This window comes from Acidovorax sp. 1608163, from assembly GCF_003669015.1.
Lineage (GTDB): Bacteria > Pseudomonadota > Gammaproteobacteria > Burkholderiales > Burkholderiaceae_C > Acidovorax.
Map to the genome: position 1 here is coordinate 3,070,780 of NZ_CP033069.1, position 20,372 is coordinate 3,091,151.

Here is a 20,372-nt window from a genome sequence, read left to right on the forward strand (position 1 = left end):
AGAGGGCCAAACTCTGCCACCAAGCCAGCCGCCAAGGAAGGGGCCACACGGTAAGTCGCCAGTAAGTCCAGGCAGCGGACGATGGATGCTTTCGTAACCAGGACGCCCTCCGTGCACAAACCCCAGCCCATCGCATCCACATCCCCTGCCGCCGCGCGCTCCCATCTCGCCATGGCGGCCCTCGCCGCTCTTGCGCTTTCGGGCAATGCCGCTGCGCAATCCGACGTCGCACCGTCCACGCAATCCACATCAATGGCGCCGCAATGGGGTCTGGGCATTGGCGTCGGGGTGTTTCAAAGCCCCTACCTGGGTGACGACAACAAAACGCGGGCGCTGCCTTTGCTGAACTACGAAAACACCTGGCTGCGCGTGGCGGGCACCGGTGCCGATCTCAAGCTGGGTCAATGGCCCTTGGGCGCCAGCAGTTCCATCGCACTGACTGGCCGCCTCAAATACGAGGGCATCGGCTACAAGGCGGACGACGCGCCCATCCTGGCGGGCATGGACGAACGCAAAGGTGGTTTCTGGGCTGGGGGAACAGCCACCTGGACGCACCCCCTCGTGCGCGCCACCGCAGAATGGACGGCAGACGCATCGGGCCACAGCAAGGGGCAAAAGGCGATGCTGCAACTGGACAGGCGCTTCAGCGTCGGCCCACTGGGCATCACCCCACGGGTGCAAGCCCAGTGGCTGGACAAAAAATACGTGGACTACTACTTTGGCGTGAAGGCGAGCGAAGCCCAGCCCAACCGCCCCCAATACACCGGCAAGGCCGCCACGGCGCTGGAGCTGGGTTTGCGGCTGGACTACCCACTGCAGCCCAAGCAAACCATCTTCCTGGACATCAGCAGCACCCAGTTGCCTGACGAAATCAAACGCAGCCCCATCGTGGGCCGATCGAGCCTGTCGCGGGCCACCATCGGCTACCTGTACCGTTTCTGAGATGCGGCACCTGGGCCCGTTTGTGTGCACGCTGGAAGCGCCCGCGCCCCAGGCTCTCCAAAGAGTGCATGCGCATGCCCTGCAAAGCCATCCGGGCATAGCAAGGCGGCTGCACAGCCCCCAGGCCCATCACCGTGCGCGGCTGGACGCGCTCTTCGAGCGCACCGTGCTGGCCTTTCGCCAAGCCATGGTGGTGGCGCTGGACACCGAGCCACCGGGCGCCGCTCGGCACCTGAGGGCCTACCTGCGCTGCCTCTGCGACAACGCACTGCACCGACCGAAGGGGCAGCTTGCGGCCGCAGCATTGATGGCACATGGGCGCTACCAGGCCATCTGGGCCGATTTTATCGGCGAGGCCTGCGCCTATGATGCTTGCGATGCGCTGCTTTCGCTCCATTGCAGAGCGGCGGCACAAACCCTGTGGATGCAGCAGGCCCTGCAGCGCCACGCCAACCCCCAACGCATTGCCCAGATGAAAGACCACCTGCTGGCGCTGACCGAGCGTCCCCAGCATTCGCTTGCACATTGGCCCCATGAACCGCATTGCACTCATTGAAGACCACAGCAGGCTGGCCGATTTGGTACGCCAAGCCTTGGGCAATGCTGGCATTGAAACCGACGTGTTTCATGCCATGGAGCCAGCCTGGCTGGCTTTGCGAGACATTACCTACGGCGTGGTGGTCATCGACAGAGGCTTGCCAGACGGCGATGGCCTGCACCTGGTCAAGCGCCTGCGCGCCGCCGGTCGCCCCACTCCCTGCTTGATGCTGACAGCCCGAGACGCACTGCATGACCGCATCGAAGGCCTGGACTCGGGCGCAGACGACTACCTCACCAAGCCCTTTCCAATGGAGGAGCTGGTGGCCCGGGTGCGTGCACTGCTGCGACGCCCAGCCCAGGTGCAAGAGTTTGCGCCCGCCCACGGCGACGTCCAGATCAGCCCAGAGCACGGCCACATGGTTTGCGCGGGCACCGCCGTGCCTCTGCCCGCCACCGAGCTGCAAATCATGCTGTGCCTGGCCCGCAAAGCGGGGCAAACCGTCAAACGGTCCACACTGGAGGCAGCCGCCTGGGGCCTGACAGAGGCCGTCACGCCCAACGCGCTGGACGTGGCGCTGCACAGGCTGCGCCGCAAACTGGCCACAGCGGGCTCGTGCATGCAGATCGTCAACCTCCGCACCCAAGGCTATGCCCTGCGTGAAGCTTCAGTGGCCTCGTAGCCTGCGCACCCGCCTGCTGGCGGTCTACAGCATTGGCATGCTGACCAGCGCCCTGCTGGTCGGGTTGATGGTCTTTTTCCTGGCAGAGCCCTTTAACCGCTACATGCTGCAATATGGCGCGGAGCACTTTGCACAAGGCTTGGCCAAACGGACCCAGTTTGCCGCCGACGGCACCCCCATGGGGTTCGATGAGGAAAAAATCGACAAGTGGCTATTCACCAGCTTCAAAGAGGATGTGTTCGTTCGCATCACCACCGCCGATGGCCGGGTGGTCTTCTCGCCCACCAGCGAAGAAGCCACGGCCCTGGCCCCGGCCGGCGCAGCGTTTGACCCCCAGCTCAAGCGGTTTGAGTTGCAGCGGGAGGGCGTGCCAATGCATGCGGCCACCACACCCATCGAACATCGCGGCGCCACCTGGTATGTCCAGTTTGCCGCCAGCGACCGATTGGTTCTCAAAATGCGCCACTCGTTTGGCACCCCGGCATTGCAGCAGGGCATTCTGGCCACCTGCCTGACCTTCCTGGCGGTCTTTCTGGTCGCCACGCACCTGACACTGCAACGCATGCTGCACCCGCTGCGCGCTGCGTCCATCGAAGCCCAGAACATCTCACCTCAAACGCTGGACGCACGCCTGCAAGCACGCGACCTGCCAGACGAACTGACGCCACTGGTCGAAGCCTTCAACCGCGCACTGGACCGATTGCAAGCGGGCTTTCGCACGCAGCAGGAATTCCTGGCCAATGCGGCCCATGAACTGAAGACCCCACTGGCCCTCATCCGCGCGCAGATCGAAATGGTGCCCCCCACCCAGCGCAACCCTTTCTTGCTGCAGGACGTGGACCGGATGGCCCGCCAGGTGCAGCAACTGCTGCTGCTGGCCGAGGCCAGTGAGCCCCGCAACTACCGCATGGAAGAGGTGTCGGCCCAAGCCGCCCTCGCCGAGGTCTGCGACTACATGGCCCGCGTTGCCGAACGCAGTGGGGTGCACATCACCCACAGCGCAGACACCGGAACGAGCACAGGCACGAACACCGGCACGCACGGGCACCAAGCCCCACTGTGCTGGCAGGCAGACCGCGGAGCACTGTTCACCTTGCTCAAGAACCTGCTAGAAAACGCCATCCAACACAGCCCACCAGGGGGCACCGTCACGGTACTGGCGGACCCTGCGGGCTTTCGCGTCACGGACCAAGGCCCAGGGGCGGCCCCCGCAGACTTGGGCAAACTGTTTGAGCGCTTCTGGCGTGGTCCCACGCGGCGCGACGAAGGCGCGGGCCTGGGCCTGTCCATCTGCCAGGAAATAGCCCGTGCCCACCAGTGGCAGATCATGGCGCGCCCCTCCCAGCCGGGCCTGGAGGTGCACGTTCAATTCCAGCCCAGTGACCCGCCCCAGGAAATCCGCAACGACGCTTGATTTGCCTCGTGCGGTGGGCACATGGGTTGCCGCTCAAGCGGATCAGCGCCGATGCGTCGCCCATGCCGGCGATGGTGCGGGCTGTGCTGCGGGCGTTGATAAGCCCCCGCGCCGCTTCACGCCCCCCAGAGGGATGCCCCCTGGTCTGCCGCCCCCGGCACAGGCGGCTGAAAGAACCGTTGGTGAATCAATGGGCTGCAACATCCATCTCGCCGAACACGGTATCGGCCAGGAACTTCTCGATGTCCAGCAAGATGAGCATGCGCTCGTCCACCGACCCAATCGCCAGCAGGTGCTCGCGGTCAAAGTTCGAGTCGAGTGACGGCACGGGGCGCAGTTGCGATGGCTCCAGTGTCAGCACGTCCGACACGCTGTCCACCACGGCGCCGACCACGCGCAGGCCGATGCTCAGCACGATCACCACGGTCAGGTGGTTGTACTGAACCTCGGCCACACCCAGCTTGATGCGCAGGTCGATGATCGGAACGATCACGCCGCGCAGGTTCACCACGCCCTTGAGATGCTCGGGGGCGTTGGCAATGGTGGTGGGTTTTTCGTACGAGCGGATTTCCTGCACCCGCAGGATGTCCACGCCGTATTCCTCGTTGGCAATCTTGAACGCCAGAAACTCTCGAATTTCGGTCAGTGCGCCTGTGCTGGCAGAGGATGGAGTCAAGGAGGACGGGGTAGATATGGCTGCGTTGATCATCGTATTTTTAAAGAAATTTAATAAAAGCTTGCTTCAACTTTTTTCCAAAAACGGATTGAAGCGACAAACTTGATTGCATCGGAAAGATGCCTGCGGATGCGGCTTTCCAACCCGCAGCACCGTCTTGAGCGCGCCCACCTCAATGGGCCATGAGTCGGCGCGTATGTCCAGTCATGGGGGTTGTCCCATGGGAAACATCCTGCGCCAGTTTGAACACCGCCACGGCGTTGACCAGCTCGCCCGCCTGGCTGTTGAGGCTGCTGGCCGCTGCCGCCATTTCTTCCACCAAGGCCGCGTTTTGCTGGGTCGCCTGGTCCATTTGCGTCACCGCTTCGCCCACTTGGCCTACCCCTGCGCTTTGTTCGCTGCTGGCTGCGCTGATCTCTCCCATGATGTCGGTCACGCGCCGGATGGCCGTGACGACTTCGGTCATGGTGCTGCCTGCTTTGTCTACCAGCAGGGTGCCTTGCTCTACCCGCTCTACGCTGGCCATGATCAGGCTCTTGATTTCTTTGGCCGCTTCTGCGCTGCGTCCTGCCAGGTTGCGTACTTCGGTGGCCACCACGGCAAAGCCTCGGCCTTGCTCGCCTGCCCGGGCGGCTTCCACGGCGGCGTTCAGCGCCAGGATGTTGGTCTGGAAGGCGATGCCGTCGATCACGCTGATGATGTCTGCAATCTTGTTGCTGCTGGCGTTGATGCCTTTCATGGTCTCCACCACTTCGGCAACCACTTCTCCGCCTTGGGTGGCGACGGTCGATGCGCTCATGGCCAGTTGGTTGGCGGTGCGGGCGTTGTCTGCGTTTTGGCGCACGGTGGAGCCGAGTTCTTCCATGGAGGCTGCGGTTTCTTCCAGGGCGCTGGCTTGCTGTTCGGTGCGGGCGCTCAGGTCGTTGTTGCCGGAGGCAATCTCGGCGCTGGCAGAGGCCACGCTTTCTGAGTTCTGGCGTACGACGGAGACGGTGCGCACCAGGCTTTGCTGCATGCGTTGCAGGGCTCCGAGCAACTGGCCGGTTTCGTCGGTGGAGGTGACTTCGATGTGGGCGCTGAGGTCGCCTGCGGCCACTTGGTCGGCCACTTCTACGGCGCGGGACAGGGGGGCGGTGATGGAGCGGATGATGGCAATCGCCAGGAAGATGGCCAGCCCAAAAATCACGGCGCAAGCGATCAGAACATCCCGCTGCAGGGCCGAGGCCTCGCTCTCAGCCTTCGCACTGGCGGCCTGAGTGGTCTTGTCCTGGTAACTGAATTGGCTCTCAATCAGTGCCTGATAAGCCCTCTGGACTGAGCGTAGCTCGGTATCCAGCCACTTCAATGCTTCGTCTTTTCGCCCCTCTTTGATCAGGGCGAGATATTGATCACCCGTTTTCCGAAAATTGGCCCGCCCCTCCCGCATCTTGGCCAATCGGTCTTTGCCCTCTGAAAAAGCCATCAAACTTTCCAGCTGCTTGTATTGCGCATCAACAGATTCGCGTGCCGACGCAATTCGATCCCATGCGCGTTGTCGAGCCTCTTCTGCATCCCGAATAGCCAGATTCCGAAACTGAATTGCCTGCTCATTCACACCGTTGTCCAGCATCGCCAGTGCTCTGTTCATGGGGATCTGCACATTGACCACGTCATTCAAGGCTGCCCGCTGGTGACCAGAACGCACGAGGCTAATGCCTCCCAGAACTAGCATCAGCAGCACGATGGCTGCAAAGGCACCTGTAAGGCGTGTCGATATCTTCAAATTTTTCATAAATCTCGTTTGTTTTGATTACCCGCTGTGGCTTACCCGACAGCAAATCGCGCCGACACTCCAGCAAACTTGAGCAAACAAGTCGCATCGATACCGGCCATCTCTTATTGATCTTTGGCCTCAAACTGCCCCATCTATCTCGGGTAGATTGAGTTTGAACAGGAACCCGCCATGAGCCAGGCCTTATAGGGATCGGGAAAAGGTCCCCGATGCGTAAGCCGTGTTGGGTGTTCCAAGTGCTCTGCCGGGTGTGGTCATTGCTTGTGGCCGCTGTAAGCGACGAAAAGGCAACCTTGAGCTAGAAATTAGCCTGCTCTTTTTGAGCTTTTGCAGCATGCGGTGAGGCCTTTATGCAATGCAGACACCTCACCGGCATTTGCGCCTTACTCGGGTCAGCAAAGCGTGGTGAAACAGCATCGATTGATGCCCAAATTGGTACTTTGAGCGACACGCTGGCACGGTCAGCCGAGGCCGCCTTATACAAAGCCGCCACTTGTGTCACCCGGGCACTATGCGCTCCGGCAATGATCAATGCAGAAATCGCAACTACCCAAAAGCGTCCCCCAACTTTTGGGGGACACGAAGATCATCAAACCTCATAAAAGAACACTCCCTACTACTTCTGAACATGTAGATGGCCGAATACATTGCGATGCAATTAGTTACTAATGTTAACAAATTGCAAAACATGATTTGTGTGTCCATATGCTTTCCGCACACTTTGATCTGTGATCTTCAGCCCCTCGCCTCAACATGTGGGCCTCTGTAACGACAAAAGCGCATGACAGGCAACTTGCAGAATTTCAGACTCACATGCTGGCGCTGAACGTAGCGCAGAAGCGGCCAAAGAAATCAAGAGCCTGATCATGGCCAGCGTAGAGCGGGTAGAGCAAGGCACCCTGCTGGTAGACAAAACCGGCAGCACCACGCCCGAGGAGTTTCCAAAGTGGCGCACGGTGCATGCGTACTTTGCGATCTGGAGCGCGCCGCGTGAAGGGGGCAGCCTGCGGGAGCAGGCTAAAAAAATCAGGTTGGCGCGGCCCGCAAGAAACTACGGAAGCAACACCTCAAGCAGGTTCTTGATCGTGGACGCACAGAGCGTGAAGAGCACGGACAACCACGCCCACCGCCCCCGGTCAACCGAGGCGGGCAAACCCCTCGCCAAAAATCAGTAGTTGTTGGAAATAACCGACACCACAAAAAATCCAGGCCATTACCGTCACGTCCCATGCAAAAGCTTTGGGACATTTCCCCCCCGTTCACACAGGCAGCCCGGTGTTTCCGGGCGATACGCCTTTCAGCCAGCAGTGGTGCGCCACCATGGGCCCGGGCTGCCCGGTCAATGTCAGCGCCATCACACTGTCGCCCCATGTGGGCGCGCATGCCGATGCGCCGCTGCACTACGACGAGGGCGGCGCCAGCATCGGGACCGTGGCGCTGGATGCGTTTCTGGGCCCGTGCCGTGTGATCCATGCCATGGGCTGCGGTCCGCTGATTGAGTGGGCGCACATTGCCCACGCCATCAATCCAGCCCTCCCCGCGCTGCCCGCCCGCGTGCTGGTGCGCACCTATGCCCAGGCCCCTGCGCAGTGGGACGGCGAGCTAACCGCCTATGCGCCCGCCACCATCGAGCGGCTGGCCGACCTGGGTGTGCAGTTGGTGGGCATCGACACCGCCAGCATCGACCCCGCCGACAGCAAGACGCTCGACAGCCACCAGGTCATCCGCCGACGCGGCTTGCGCGTGCTGGAGAACCTGGTGCTGGACGACGTGCCCGAGGGCGACTACGAGCTGATCGCCCTGCCGCTCAAGCTGACCACCGCCGATGCCTCGCCCGTGCGGGCTGTGCTTCGGTCATTGCCATGACCCCCCTGCCGCGTCGCGTCATCCCTCCAGGGGACGCCCCCCTGGCCTAGGCCACGCGCTGTATGGGAAGGCATCGCCTTTCACCCTATAGAGATTTCAAACGATTTTGGCCTCTAGCGCTCATCAATCAAGCGCAAGCAGCTATAAAAAAAGAAGCAAACCCCGAGTTAACAACCATGACCCTCACCCTGCAAGACTGCCGCACCCGCGACGCCCAAGACCCCCTGCGCTCTTTGCACGACCACTTTGCCCTGCCCCGGGCGTGATCTACCTGGACGGTAATTCGCTGGGCGTGCTGCCCAAGGCCGCGCCCGCCCGCATTGCCGATGTGGTGCAGCGCGAATGGGGCACCGACCTCATCAAATCCTGGAACACCGCCAGCTGGTTTGACCTGCCCCAGCGCCTGGGCAACCAGCTGGCCCCGCTGATTGGCGCAGGCAAAGATGAAGTGGTGTGCACCGACAGCACCTCGATCAACCTGTTCAAGGTGCTGAGCGCGGCGCTGAACATCGCCCGCGAAGACAGCCCTGCGCGCAAGCGCATCGTGAGCGAGCGCAGCAACTTCCCGACCGACCTCTACATTGCCGAAGGCCTGTGCAAGGAGCGCGGGCTGGAGCTGGTGCTGGTGGAGCCTGAAGAGATTGCCACCTCGCTCACTGCCGACGTGGCCGTGCTGATGCTGACGCACGTGAACTACCGCACCGGCGCCATGCACGACATGGCCGCCATCACTGCCGCCGCGCACGCCCAGGGCATCTTGTGCGTGTGGGATCTGGCGCACAGCGCGGGCGCCGTGCCGGTCGATTTGAACGGTGCGGGCGCTGATTTCTCGATTGGCTGTGGCTACAAATATTTGAACGGCGGCCCCGGCGCGCCCGCCTTTGTGTGGGTGCACCCGCGCCATGCCAACCGGTTCTGGCAACCCTTGTCGGGCTGGTGGGGCCATGCATCGCCCTTCCAGTTCACGCCCGACTACCAGCCCGCCCCCGGCATCACCCGCTACCTGTGCGGTACGCAGCCCATGATCAGCCTGTCGGCCCTGCAGTGCGGGCTGGATGTGTTCACCGCCGCGCAAAGCCTGGGCGGCATGGCCGCGCTGCGCACCAAGTCGCTGGCGCTGACAGACCTGTTCATCCAACTGGTGGAAGAGCGCTGCGCAGGCCACGGCCTGGGCCTGGCCACCCCACGCGAGCATGCCCAGCGCGGCTCGCAGGTGTGCCTGACGCGTGACGAAGGTGCGGGCGTGAACGGCCAGGGCAGCGGTGCCTACGCCATCGTGCAGGCACTGATTGCACGCGGCGTGATTGGCGACTTCCGCAAAGGCGACGGCGGTAAAGGCCCGCACAAAGACATCTTGCGCTTTGGTTTGACGCCGCTGTACATCGGCTTTGAAGACGTATGGAACGCGGTGGAGCACCTGCGCCTGACGCTGGAAAGCGGCGAGTGGCAAAAGCCCGAGTTCAACCAGACCCACGCGGTGACCTGAGCCAGCGCGAACCAGGAGACCACACCATGTGCCCTTTCTCTCAAACCCCTGCACCCGCCAGCGAAGCACCGGGCGCTGCCCTGCCCGAATCCATCGTGCACGAAGAGCGCGCCCAGCTCGACTTCAGCCAAAGCATGAGCTATGGCGACTACCTGCAGCTGGACGCGATCCTCACCGCGCAAAAGCCGCTGTCGCCCGCGCACGACGAGATGCTGTTCATCGTGCAGCACCAGACCAGCGAGCTGTGGATGAAGCTCATGCTGCACGAGCTGCGTGCGGCCATCGGCCACATTGCACGCGATGAGTTGCCGCCCGCCTTCAAGATGCTGGCGCGCGTAAGCAAGATCATGGAGCAGCTGGTGCACGCCTGGGACGTGCTGGCCACGATGACGCCGCCCGAGTACAGCGCCATGCGCCCGTACCTGGGCCAGTCCAGCGGGTTCCAGAGCTACCAGTACCGCAGCATTGAATTTTCGATGGGCAACAAGAACCGCGCCATGCTCAAGCCCCACGAGCACCGCGCTGACCTGCTGGCCCAGGTGCAGGCCGCCTACGAAGCGCCCTCGCTGTACGACGAGGCCCTGCGGTTGATGGCGCGGCGCGGCATTGCCGTGCCCACCAGCCACACCGAGCGCGACTGGACACAGCCCTACGCCGAAAGCGATGCGGTGGAGCAAGCCTGGCTGACCGTATACCGCAACCCCGAGCAGCACTGGGACTTGTACCAGTTGGGCGAGGAACTGACCGATCTTGAAGACGCCTTCCGCCTGTGGCGCTTTCGCCATGTGACGACGGTGGAGCGGGTGATCGGCTTCAAGCGCGGCACCGGCGGCACGGGTGGCGTGAGCTACCTGCGCAAGATGCTGGACGTGGTGCTGTTCCCTGAGATCTGGCACCTGCGCACCAACCTGTAAGCGGCAGCTCTCAGGATTGGCCCACCTCTGCCCCGCCCTCTCCCGCAAGGGCGGAGAGAGTGAGAGACATTCGAGACAGATACCGATTCAAGCAAAAAGAGCTGCCAGCGCTTGTGAATCAAGCGCTGGCAGCTCTTTTTTTCATAGCATCGCAATGCCCCTGCGGTCATACCCTCCCGCAGGGGCGGGCCTGTCAGGGCAGGCTCAGGTACTCGCCCTCGCGCACGCTCACGCGCTGCTCGCGGCCGCCCATGGTGTAGGTCACCCACAGCACCTTGGGCACATTGGGGGCCGGGTCATAGCCCGCCAGTTCGTTGCCGACACGGGTGCTCAGGCGGTCGCCCTGGGCCATGGAGCGCAGGCGCTCGGTCAGGTTCACCATCTGGCCGCCAGCGCCATACACGGCATTGAGGATGACCAGTTGGTTGCGCGGCTGGTTGTTGCCATATCCGCCTTGGTTGCCCCCCTGGTACCCGCCCTGGTTGCCACCGCCCTGCCAGCCGCCGTTCCAGCCTTCATTGCCCCAGTTGCCACCGCCCCAGCCCGTAAAGCGGGCGCCATCGATGGTGCTGCCTTCGGGGTATTCGAACATGCGCTCTTGGCCACCACGGGTGCGCACATAAATGCGCAGGGTCTTGCTGCGGCCCCGGTGGGGGTCCACGCCAAAGGTGTCGTTGGTCAGCGCAATGGCGCGGTCGTCGCGTGCCAGGTCGCGCAGGCGGCGGGTCACGTCCACGTGGTGCTCTGAGGTGCCATACAGAGCCTGCAGGATGCGGAACTCCCCGTCATCGCGGCCATCGTTGCCCTGGCCACCGCCCTGGTTGCCATGCCAGCCGCCGTTGTGCCCGCCCTGGCCCCAGTTGCCACCCGTCCAGCCCGTGAACTGGGTGCCGTCCACAATGCTGTCTTCGCGGTATTCAAAGGTGCGGGTGGCGCCGTTGGGGCCACGGGCGTAAATGCGCAGCACCTTGACGCGGCCCCGGTCCGGGTCGGTACCAAACGTGTCGTTGTGGACGCGAATGGGCTGGTCCATCCCAGCCAGCTGCCGCAGCCGCTCGGTCACGTCCACGTTGCGCTCGGCCGTGCCGTAGCGGGCGCTCAGCACCTGATAGGCGCCACTGTCGCCCCCACGCTGGGCAGCCGCAGGGGCCAGCAACCCAAAGAACAACAATAAAGCGGCCCAAAAGCCGTACAAGGGGTTGCGAAGCAACATGAAAACCTCCTGAGGTGTTGGAATCATCGCGGCAGCGATATTGATTTTGTGAGGATGGGGAGCCAAAGCAAACAGCTCCAGGGCGCCTCCCTCTAACGGGCGCCGGGGCTGCCCGTTGACCGCGCAAACCCGGGGGCGATTATCGGTGCGGAAAAATGCCGCTCCAACGCTTTTTGGTGCACGCAGCGCGGCGGCACCCGCGAGACAGGCATTGGCCACACCAAGCGTTACGCTTGTTGCCATGGCCCATTCACCCCACCGTTCACCCCATGATCCCAGCGCGCTCCCCAAACACAGCATGCTCACGTTGGCGCCCCGGCAGGCTTGGGCCATGCTGCTGGCGCTGGTCAGCGGCTTTGCGTTGAGCCAGGCGTTTCGCACCATCACGTCCATCATGGCCACGGGCTTGCGTGCCGAATTTTCGCTATCGGCCCAGGCACTGGGGGTGTTTGCAGGTACGTTTGCCTTTGCGTTCGGGGTGATGCAGCTGTTCATGGGCATAGGCATTGACGTGTATGGAGTGCGGCGCACGCTGCTGGTGGTGTTTCCGCTGGCCGTCTTGGGGGCAGCCCTGTCCGCACTGGCACCCAGCTACGGCGCCGTGCTGGTGGGGCAGGCGTTGATTGGGGTGGGCTGCGCACCGGCGTTTTTGGTGTGCACGGTGTTCATCGCCCGCCACTTTGCACCGTCACAGTTTGCAGCCGTGTCTGGCGTAGCCATGGGGGTGGGCGGGCTGGGCATGCTGTTCACCGGCACACCGCTGGCCTGGCTGGTGCAGCAATCGTCATGGCGCATGGGGTTTGGCGTGCTGGCCGCGTTGGCGGCACTGGCCTGGGGCTTGATTTACTGGAGGGTGCGCGAGCCCGCAACGCCAACGCACGAGAGCCAGACCCGCGAATCATTGCCCCAGGCAGTGCGCGGCTTTGGCGCACTGTTTTTGCTGCCCCACACGGCGGGCATCATGCTGCTGGCGCTGGTGACGTATGCCGCCATGCTGTCGCTGCGCGGGCTGTGGCTGGGGCCATTGCTGATTGAGCGGCATGGCTACTCTCTGGTGGCCAGTGGCAATGTGGCGGTGGCCGTATCGCTGGTGTCGTTGCTCAGCCCTGCGATGTTTGGGCGACTTGACCCGGGGCCTGGGCGCCGCCGCCAATGGATCAAGGGCTTCACCACCATGATGGTCGTGCTGTTTGCGGCCATCGGTTTTCTGCGCCAGGAGTGGCTGGACGTGGGCGGGGCCATCGCTGTGGGCCTGCTGTCGGGCTATATGGTGCTGCAGTATTCGGACGTGCGCTCGTCCTATGCCCCCGACGTGACCGGCCGCGCCATGGCGGTGTTCACCATGGCACTGTTTCTGGGGGTCGCACTGATGCAATGGGTGACTGGCGCAGCCGCATCCGTTGCTGCCATGCAGGGCGCTGACCCTTATGTGGCGGTGATGCTGACTATTGCAGCCATGCTGGCGTTGGGGGTGACCGCGTTTGCGTGCCTGCCAGGCCCCACCGCGGCGCGCGCCAGCGGCGGCTAAAACCGGGTGCGCCGGGCCCACTGACCGACGCAGCAGCCGTGCCTCCACAGTTCGGAGAGACAGAACCAAGCCCGGGGATTACACATAAAATAGCCCCGCAACGCTTTTGATTCAAGCGCAAGCAGCTACAAAAAAGGTAGCAAACACCACCCAATGCTTTGGCCCTGCGCCAAGCGCACCGCCCCCGTTCCCACCCTACGATGCAAACCCCCAACGGGCTGGAAATGGCCCTGCTTCAACCGCTGTACGCCCGGCTTTCTGACCGCCCTGCATTACTGACCACCCTGCAAGCCCAACTCGGCTTGCGCCCGGTGAACGGCCAGGGCCAGGACCTGATGGCCACCTCGGGGCTGCTGAACTTGCTGGAGCTGCTGCACGCTGAGGGCGAACCCCACATCGGCGCCTGGCTGGCCATGCAAACCGACCTGAGCATTGGTGGCGGCATTGCCTACTACCTGCGCAGTTGCGCCACGCTGGAAGCAGCGCTGAACGAAATTCTGCGCTTGCGCAGCCGTATCCTGCCGGACGGAGAACTCAGTGTTCAGACCACGGGGCCACAAGTGCGTGTGGTGTTGCAGCCCAGCTACCAAACACGGCGCCTGGGCAGGCTGTTGCGTTATGAAGGCATTTTGGGTTGGCTGATGCGTTTGCTTGCGCATTGCGCCGCTGGGCCACTGCACCCGCTGGCAATCGACCTGATGACACCCCAGAGTGACCAGGCAGAGCAACTGGCCGCCATGTTGGGCGTCATGCCCCGCTTTGATCGCAGTGAATTCGCAGTCAGCTACCCCACAGCGCTGCTGGCGCAGCCATTGCCCGGAAGCAACCCCGCACTGCTTGCGGCCCTGCGGCCCTCGCTGGACTACATGCTGCCTCCCATCCAACACACCGTCAGCACCACGGAACAATTGCGTGAGTGGCTGGCAGCCCTGCCTTACCACGGGCTGGCAACCCAAACCAACGCTGCCCGCGCCTTCAACTGCGGCACCAGTTCATTGCGCAGGCGCCTGGCCAGCGAGGGCACCAGTTTTTCGGCGCTGGTGCAAATGGACCGCCGTGCGCGAGCACTGCAGGAGCTGGTGTTTGGCGAGAGCTGCATAGAGGCCATTGCCACGCACCTGGGCTATGCAGACCGCACCAGCTTGGAGCGGGCTTTTGGCGGCTGGTTTGGCTACCGCCCGGCCCAACTGCGCAGTGAACTTGCGGCCGCATGGCCTGCCCTGAAAGACCGCCACGCGGCACTGCGTGCGGTGGACACTACCCTGTGCGGCGACGACCCGCAGGCGTGGCTTGCCGCCGCTGCGGCCATACACCCCAGGCCCCAGGCCGAAGTGCACGGCCACCGCCTGGCCGCTCTGCTGATGTGTGCGACTGGTATGCCCCCAGCCGCGATACAGCGCATGCGGGACCAAGGCAGACACTGAGGACTTGTTCAAAGTGCGCCCGCAGGCGATAGGCGCCAGCGCAAGTCTGATGCTCAATCCGGCGAGGAACGCGGCCCGTCCAATGGGGCAATGAACGAGTCGTACTGTTGCCAGGAGCCCGAATAAAAAGCACTCTCCTGCGGCCCCTCTTCGGCACTGGAAAGCACCACGCTCTCGCGCTCGACAGCCGCAGAGCCAGCGTCACCGCGCAAAACCTGGCGCCTGTTTTCAATGGCGGCGTGCAGCTCCCAACGAGCTGCGATGAATTCACTCTCACCGCTATAGGAACGACTGCGGGAGAGTTCAGCATCCCCCAACAGCTCCAGACGAATCTCTTCCATCGACGGCAAGCGATCCGCCTGTACCACGCTATAGGCAATAGAGCAGCGTGACAACAGCGCCCGCCGGAACTGGCGGTGGCTGCGGGGTAAATGCTCCCCCTCCTTGAGCACGTCGATACAGCCGAGCACATGCCCTTGTGGGGTACACACAGCAAACGTGCAGTACATGCCGCGCAGCAAAGGGTGCCAGCGCAAGCCGCCCTCTCGCGAGGGCGAGCGGGTAAAGCAGGTCACCGGTGTTTTCACCAAGATCTGGTAGCCACCAAACACATGCTGCAGCCAAAGCCAGACCTTGAGTTCTTCTGCAGAAACCACGGCGCGCGCCTGAAGGGGCCAGCGCCTTGGCGGGCGCAGGCTGCGTGCAGCCATCCACCCCATCCATCCGCGGCAAATGAGCGCGCCAGTCAACGCCGCCAACAGCGCCATCAGAGCTGTCTCGAGCCCCACAAAATTCCGAATCATGCAATTCTCAAAGAATGGCGCTGCCGTAGAGATCGGCATGCGCCATTTCAAACCCCATCAGAACGGGTAGACAGGTACAGCGTTTTCCACGTCAACCCAACGCCCGGTCACCACTTGGTTGCTCCTGCCCGCTGCCATGGCGTAGAAGCTGCGGTTGGCCACTGGCAGCTTCAGGTCGGCGACCGAATCAAGCGCCTTCTGGCTAACCGGCATACCGTACATCGCAAAGATCTTGCGCAAGTCTTTGCCGATGATTTGCGAGCTCAGAACAAACAGCAGGTCCTGGTTGCTGATCTTGTTATCGGTGAAGCGGCTCATGCCGTATTTACCGGGGTTGGCTGCGTCCCACGCGTTGGCCACCAGGCGATCGCCCTTGGTCAGCAGGTTGTGATACTCCAGCGTCGTAGCCATATCTGGCTGGACCAGGCCCTGGCGCTCTTTGGTGTATAGAAAGGCCAACTGCATCCAGAACGCCATCTTGGCAGATGCCTCGCCCCCCACAGGCGCGCCTCCATGTCGCTGCGCAGCGCATCGCCACTGAGGTTGGTGGCGCGATTGGCCACGATGTACCGGTACAGCAGTGGGTGGTTGGTGCGGTCCCCATTGCTGTCCTCCCCCGTCAGCGCGTACTTGCGGAACATCTGCGCCACGGCCAGGTTGTTGTTGTCGCACTCCACCACACAGCCACGGCCATTGCCAAAGTCCATGTGCATCACACGCTGCACGGTGTTATGCCCCAGCTCATGGGCCCAGCCCCAGCCGGTTCCGATACCGGTGGAGCCATCAGATGGGTTGCCTGAGCACAGAAAGCCGCAGGTAGCGATCCAGCCCACAAAATGCTGCACGCCCGGCGCACGGTGCAAAGGTCCGTCGCAGGTCCAGCCCAAGCCGTCGCAGACCCGCTTCACATTAGGGGTCAGCGGGATGTTGCTGTACCCGTTAGCCATGTGGTTGGTGTCAAAAATGACGCGTTTGACCCCATCCACCACATAAGCACGCGGGTCGCCAATGCCCTGCGCGTATTTGACGAGTTGCTGAAACTCGCCGCCAACGAACTTGGCCGTCATCCAGCCAAAGTCCTGGCGCAGCAGGGCTGCCGAGGCCTCGGCCAGCTCGGTCTCGCTCGGTGGTGCACCGCTGAAATCGTAGTGCCCGTATTTGGCCCCGCCTTTGATGCGCAGCTTGACGGTAGCGCCTGCTGCAGCTCCGCTGTAATTCAAGAACAGCGGGCCACCAAACGGTGTCACAAATTCCGTGGCCTTGCCGCGCACCAGAGGCACGGCAAAAGACTGCGGCCGACGCGGGCGGGCATAGGTGGCGTCAAACGGACTGCCTGCGGTGCGCACGTGGCTGGTTTGCACACCATAGCTGCTGCCCGCAGGGGCCTCCACGATGTCGACCGAGAGGGGCTTGCCAGGCACGGCAGCACGACCAATGGCGGTCTTGCCGCTGGCCTGCGCAATGGTGACGGTGACCACCTCGTCGGCAATCACCGGCAGGCTTTGCGCCGCTGCGGGCATGTAATCGCCCTGCCCCTTGGGCGACACCGTCGTGGCGCTGCGGGCATAGGTGGTCCAGGAGTCTGAAGCGTACGCTCGCAAGAACGCGGCAGCGTCGCCCGTCTTGCTCAGGGTCTTGCCGTACTCGATATTGGGGCGCCACACATCAGCCCACAGCACCAGCAAGCGGTACAACTCGGTGTCCGCGTTGCCGAACACCGGCGCACCGCGCCCATCAAACCCCGACAAGTCGTTGTGGATGTTGTTGATCGGCACAGTGGGCGTCTGGTCGTTGGCAAAGTCGTGCACCAGACTGTCTTTGGCCAGCATGCGCAAGGTGTTCGGCAGGTTGCCGATCTGGTCGCTCTTGGCCAGGCTTTGCTCTGCCGTGCGGGCACCGCTGACGGTGATGTCCGCCGTGGCCGCGAAGTAGTTGCCTGGATAGCCGCCCAAGTCCATGCCCATCGCACGCAACACCTGGCGGCCTCCGTCAGAGTCTGTCCAGTTCTTGTGCATGTAGATCACCGACTTGCCTGCGGCAAGATAGGTGCCCACCAGCGCGGTCAGGTTGGCGTCGGCCTTCACGCTGGGGCCGAAGACCAGGAGGTCAGCCTTTTGCCAGCAGGTGTTGGCGGCATTGGCAATATCGCACGCGTTTTCCACGCCTTGCCTGCCCAGGGTGGTGAAGTACTTGGCAACCGATGCGGACTCATAGCCCGACGTGCTGAAGGACAAGCTGGCAGGCAAGGCCGCGTTGGCATCGCCCTTCATGAGCCAGGTGAAGGCGCGCTTGAACAGCGGGGCGTGCTGGGCTTCTCTGGTGCCCGTGGCCATCCAGTCGAGCACATTGGCGCCGTAGGCCAGTGCACGGCCAGGGCCCACCTCTGCCAGGGCTGCCATCCCGCGACCACTGTCGCTGACGATGAACGGCGCCACCATCAGCGACGCCGATGGCACCTTGCCAATGGGTGCCACGCTGTGGCTGGCTGTGGTGTGGTTCAAAGACAGGTTCAGTGTCTCGCCACCGCGATAGATGTTGTCCATGACACCGATCTGACGGCTTTGCAGCTGCACTGATAAGCGGGTAGCCCGCTCCAGCAGCGTGAGCGCATCGCCAGGCTGCAAGGGACGCGGATCGCCAGTTTTCAGCGCTTGGGCAATTCTGTCAGTGGGAGCTGGAGCTGGAGCTGGAGCGGGAGCTGGTGCTGGTGCTGGTGCTGGTGCTGGTGCTGGAGCGGGAGCTGGTGCTGGTGCTGGTGCTGGTGCTGGTGCTGGTGCTGGTGCTGGTGCTGGTGCTGGTGCTGGTGCTGGTGCTGGAGCGGGAGTCGGTGTCGGTGTCGGTGTCGGTGTCGGTGTCGGTGTCGGCGCGGGGTCAGGTAAGGGGGCGGGGCCAGGTGCAGGATTGGGTGCCGTGACCGGAGGATGCTCTGGCTCTACATCCACCACAGGGCCGGGTGACGGTGGAGCCACCGGGGGGGTGCCTTGAACGTCGTCGTTTTTCCCGCCGCCACAGGCGGTCAGCGCCACGACAAATAGCAGGGGGACAAGCTTGGATGCCTGCATGTTTTCAAATCCTGTTGGGTGAAATATGGGCGTGCACGACGTCGTTGCAGCCGCTTTGGTCTGGTAGGGGTTGCGCCCATGCCAGCCCGTGAAGCCGTCTTGCACAGCCCCCTGGCCAAAGGAGGCGGAGGTTACCGTCGCACAAGCTCAGTACACATGGCAATAGCGCTCAAGCTATCCACATCCGCTGTGCGCTGCTTCGCCCCGCGCCACCCCGCACGCACCCGCCAGATATATTTGCGCCCCTGATTACCACCATGGGTTTGGTTTGACTTCAACGCACATCGCAGGGGTAGCGCTGGAAATGCGCTGGCTGCAGCCGCTGTATCGCCGTCTGTCCGATCGGCCGGATCTGCTGCGCGCGTTGGAACGCGATACGGGCCTGAGGCGCACCGATCTCAGCGACCACCGCGTGATGGAGCACGCATCGTTTTGCGACCTGATCGAGCGGCTGCACGCACAAGGAGAGCCTCATATCTGCGCTTGGCTGGCGCTGCAGTTTGATCCCGGCGTGGGCTTTGGGCAGTTGTATTACTTGCGTAGCTACTCCAAGCTGCGCGAGATGCTGGCTGAGCTCATGATCTACCCGCCCGTCATCTTTCCGTTTGGATGCTTTCGCTTTTTTGTCGATTGGGATGAGGACAGTTTCGAGGTGCACCTTAAGCCCTACCAAGCCCCCACGCGCCTGGCATCTCGGTTGCTGGAGGAAGGTGCACTGGCCTGGATCCAGCGCATATTCGATCTCAGCCTGACGCAGCGCCACGCGCCACTGGCGGTGTGCTCCGTCGCATCGCCATCCACCGGCAAAGAGCCGCTGCACGCACTGCTGGGCGCACCAGTGCAGTTTGATGCGCCCTATAGCGCCATGCGCTATCCAGCCCACCTTCTGGACCAGATGCTTCCCGGCGGCAATCCCCGAATCAAGCATGCGATACGCGGATGCTATTCGGCCTTGGTGTGCAACAGTGACGCACCAACCCCCCTGAGCGTGCAGCTGCTCGGCTGTTTTTTGTCGCCCGATGGCACCCGCGATGTCAGCCTCGAAAGCATGGCGTCACGTCTGGGTTTGGGCCGCAGCCAATTGCGCAGCCAGTTGAGTGCGCAGGGCATGCGCTTCTCAGACATCCACAACGCACACCGCCGCCGCCTGGCCTTCCAACTGTTGGTTCTGGAGGGTGCGCCGGTAGAGTCCGTGGTGCGCAGCCTGGGCTATGCCAGCCGCTTCGCGTTCGAGCGGGCCTTTGCAAAGTGGTTTGACACCACGCCCACCTTGGCGCGCAAAGATCGCTTGCAACTGGGGCCTGCCGTCATCGCAGAAGACTGGAGTGATCCAGCAGCCCTGATGCGCATGCTCCCCCCAGCCGCACACAATGCACTGGACGCCCATGGCCTGGAGGATCTTCAACAACCCCTGGCATCGCTGCTGCAAGCCTACCTGCTGGGTTTTGCGAGCCGTGCCAATTACGGGGGCAAGCCACTGAAGCACTGGCAGGATCTGAAACGGCAGCTCGGGGTAGAGCATGTCAATCAGTTGATCAAAGGACTGTTGTTGCAGACCGGGCCGGGGCGCCCTGTGGCCGATCTGGAGCCCATCTGGCAAGCCAGCACCGAGGCGTTGGCTCGCTTGCCATCGCTGCATTGGTTTATGGAACTGAGGGCCGAAGCACAACAACGGACCATGCAAGTTGTCGCATGGTACGAGGTGGGCGCTCTGTTGATGTACAGGATGCTGGGCAAACCCTATGGCCGCCTGCTGCGCGAAGCACCTTTTCTGCCCCGAGCGCTGGTATTGGAGCAAGAGCGCCAGCGCTTTGGGTTGGACCGCCACACTGCAGGCGCACTGTTACTCGCTGCCTGGGGTCTGCCGAGCGACGCCATCCGCGCGCAACGCGCAGCCGGCCAGCCAACCACGCCCGAGGCGCTGAGGGTGTGCGCTTTGTTCGCCCCTCAACGCGCAGAGGCCCTTGGCACGCACGGCCAATAGCTTGCCCATCGGCCAATGCGGCAACAACAGGGCGGGCACAATCACCGGCCACGCACCTTTGATGGAAAG

The 20,372-nt window shown here is 62.9% G+C and carries 15 protein-coding genes and 3 pseudogenes; 12 read left to right on the plus strand and 6 right to left on the minus strand.

Annotated features, from left to right (window positions below; genetic code table 11):
* The first annotated feature begins 111 nt into the window (after positions 1–111).
* From EAG14_RS13625 to EAG14_RS13640, 4 genes are read left to right on the plus strand one after another with little or no spacing between them, the layout of a single operon-like run.
* On the plus strand, positions 112–942 hold the full coding sequence (locus EAG14_RS13625; protein ID WP_162996003.1) for a MipA/OmpV family protein: 831 nt from the start codon (positions 112–114) through the stop codon (positions 940–942).
* Position 943: 1 nt separating this feature from the next.
* Positions 944–1,498, plus strand: a complete 555-nt coding sequence (locus EAG14_RS13630; protein ID WP_121729191.1) for a hypothetical protein — start codon at positions 944–946, stop codon at positions 1,496–1,498.
* Positions 1,476–2,162, plus strand: coding sequence for a response regulator transcription factor (locus EAG14_RS13635; RefSeq protein WP_121730478.1), 687 nt, complete (start codon positions 1,476–1,478; stop codon positions 2,160–2,162). Before EAG14_RS13630 ends, EAG14_RS13635 begins: the two co-directional genes overlap by 23 nt.
* The gene (locus tag EAG14_RS13640) at positions 2,131–3,576 is read left to right on the plus strand and encodes an ATP-binding protein (protein WP_121729192.1); all 1,446 of its coding nucleotides are present in this window, start codon (positions 2,131–2,133) and stop codon (positions 3,574–3,576) included. The genes EAG14_RS13635 and EAG14_RS13640 overlap by 32 nt, the downstream gene beginning before the upstream one ends.
* A 187-nt stretch (positions 3,577–3,763) precedes the next feature.
* Here the strand turns inward: EAG14_RS13640 and EAG14_RS13645 are convergent, their stop codons facing one another.
* Positions 3,764–4,285 (minus strand): chemotaxis protein CheW, encoded by a 522-nt coding sequence (locus EAG14_RS13645; protein WP_121729193.1) that lies wholly within the window; start codon positions 4,283–4,285, stop codon positions 3,764–3,766.
* Between the two features lie 139 nt (positions 4,286–4,424).
* Complete coding sequence (locus tag EAG14_RS13650) at positions 4,425–6,023, minus strand: methyl-accepting chemotaxis protein (protein WP_121729194.1); 1,599 nt, start codon at positions 6,021–6,023, stop codon at positions 4,425–4,427.
* Positions 6,024–6,952: 929 nt separating this feature from the next.
* On the opposite strand from EAG14_RS13650, the pseudogene EAG14_RS13655 reads away from it, so the two are divergent.
* The 4 genes and pseudogenes from EAG14_RS13655 to kynA form a co-directional block, all read left to right on the plus strand.
* Positions 6,953–7,186 (plus strand): annotated as a pseudogene (locus EAG14_RS13655) (IS5/IS1182 family transposase); the annotation flags it as partial.
* Positions 7,187–7,251: 65 nt separating this feature from the next.
* Positions 7,252–7,889 (plus strand): annotated as a pseudogene (gene kynB, locus EAG14_RS13660) (arylformamidase).
* Between the two features lie 176 nt (positions 7,890–8,065).
* Positions 8,066–9,375 (plus strand): annotated as a pseudogene (kynU, locus tag EAG14_RS13665) (kynureninase).
* A gap of 26 nt (positions 9,376–9,401) precedes the next feature.
* Positions 9,402–10,289, plus strand: coding sequence for a tryptophan 2,3-dioxygenase (gene kynA, locus EAG14_RS13670; RefSeq protein ID WP_099654926.1), 888 nt, complete (start codon positions 9,402–9,404; stop codon positions 10,287–10,289).
* 193 nt (positions 10,290–10,482) lie between these two features.
* Here the strand turns inward: kynA and EAG14_RS13675 are convergent, their stop codons facing one another.
* Positions 10,483–11,502, minus strand: a complete 1,020-nt coding sequence (locus EAG14_RS13675; RefSeq protein WP_099740695.1) for a hypothetical protein — start codon at positions 11,500–11,502, stop codon at positions 10,483–10,485.
* Positions 11,503–11,800: 298 nt separating this feature from the next.
* On the opposite strand from EAG14_RS13675, the gene EAG14_RS13680 reads away from it, so the two are divergent.
* Both EAG14_RS13680 and EAG14_RS13685 read left to right on the plus strand, forming a co-directional pair.
* Positions 11,801–13,030 (plus strand): MFS transporter, encoded by a 1,230-nt coding sequence (locus EAG14_RS13680; RefSeq protein WP_121729196.1) that lies wholly within the window; start codon positions 11,801–11,803, stop codon positions 13,028–13,030.
* A 200-nt stretch (positions 13,031–13,230) separates the two neighbouring features.
* Positions 13,231–14,454, plus strand: a complete 1,224-nt coding sequence (locus tag EAG14_RS13685) for an AraC family transcriptional regulator (protein ID WP_121729197.1) — start codon at positions 13,231–13,233, stop codon at positions 14,452–14,454.
* Positions 14,455–14,507: 53 nt separating this feature from the next.
* Here the strand turns inward: EAG14_RS13685 and EAG14_RS13690 are convergent, their stop codons facing one another.
* Genes EAG14_RS13690 through EAG14_RS13700 form a run of 3 tightly spaced genes read right to left on the minus strand, consistent with a single transcriptional unit; the run spans position 14,508 to position 17,917 of the window.
* A complete protein-coding gene (locus tag EAG14_RS13690) occupies positions 14,508–15,296 on the minus strand; it encodes a hypothetical protein (RefSeq protein WP_162996005.1) in 789 nt (262 codons plus the stop codon).
* 18 nt (positions 15,297–15,314) lie between these two features.
* Entirely contained in the window at positions 15,315–15,668 is a 354-nt protein-coding gene (locus tag EAG14_RS13695; RefSeq protein WP_121729199.1) for a hypothetical protein, read from the minus strand.
* Positions 15,635–17,917, minus strand: a complete 2,283-nt coding sequence (locus EAG14_RS13700) for an ImpA family metalloprotease (RefSeq protein ID WP_371414422.1) — start codon at positions 17,915–17,917, stop codon at positions 15,635–15,637. Before EAG14_RS13700 ends, EAG14_RS13695 begins: the two co-directional genes overlap by 34 nt.
* Before the next feature lie 41 nt (positions 17,918–17,958).
* Between EAG14_RS13700 and EAG14_RS13705 the strand changes: the two genes are divergently transcribed.
* Together EAG14_RS13705 and EAG14_RS13710 are read left to right on the plus strand one after the other, a co-directional pair.
* Positions 17,959–18,171 (plus strand): membrane or secreted protein, encoded by a 213-nt coding sequence (locus tag EAG14_RS13705; protein ID WP_121729201.1) that lies wholly within the window; start codon positions 17,959–17,961, stop codon positions 18,169–18,171.
* A gap of 416 nt (positions 18,172–18,587) precedes the next feature.
* Positions 18,588–20,303, plus strand: a complete 1,716-nt coding sequence (locus EAG14_RS13710; protein ID WP_162996006.1) for an AraC family transcriptional regulator ligand-binding domain-containing protein — start codon at positions 18,588–18,590, stop codon at positions 20,301–20,303.
* Positions 20,304–20,372: the final 69 nt, after the last annotated feature.

Bases quoted from the DNA above. Each gene is read 5' to 3' on its own strand.
- EAG14_RS13690 (WP_162996005.1), bottom strand. From the start codon at position 15,296: ATGCCGATCTCTACGGCAGCGCCATTCTTTGAGAATTGCATGATTCGG.
- EAG14_RS13675 (WP_099740695.1), bottom strand. From the start codon at position 11,502: ATGTTGCTTCGCAACCCCTTGTACGGCTTTTGGGCCGCTTTATTGTTG.
- kynA (WP_099654926.1), top strand. From the start codon at position 9,402: ATGTGCCCTTTCTCTCAAACCCCTGCACCCGCCAGCGAAGCACCGGGC.
- EAG14_RS13685 (WP_121729197.1), top strand. From the start codon at position 13,231: ATGCAAACCCCCAACGGGCTGGAAATGGCCCTGCTTCAACCGCTGTAC.
- EAG14_RS13695 (WP_121729199.1), bottom strand. From the start codon at position 15,668: ATGGCTACGACGCTGGAGTATCACAACCTGCTGACCAAGGGCGATCGC.
- EAG14_RS13635 (WP_121730478.1), top strand. From the start codon at position 1,476: ATGAACCGCATTGCACTCATTGAAGACCACAGCAGGCTGGCCGATTTG.
- EAG14_RS13645 (WP_121729193.1), bottom strand. From the start codon at position 4,285: ATGATCAACGCAGCCATATCTACCCCGTCCTCCTTGACTCCATCCTCT.
- EAG14_RS13650 (WP_121729194.1), bottom strand. From the start codon at position 6,023: ATGAAAAATTTGAAGATATCGACACGCCTTACAGGTGCCTTTGCAGCC.
- EAG14_RS13640 (WP_121729192.1), top strand. From the start codon at position 2,131: ATGCCCTGCGTGAAGCTTCAGTGGCCTCGTAGCCTGCGCACCCGCCTG.
- EAG14_RS13680 (WP_121729196.1), top strand. From the start codon at position 11,801: ATGCTCACGTTGGCGCCCCGGCAGGCTTGGGCCATGCTGCTGGCGCTG.
- EAG14_RS13630 (WP_121729191.1), top strand. From the start codon at position 944: ATGCGGCACCTGGGCCCGTTTGTGTGCACGCTGGAAGCGCCCGCGCCC.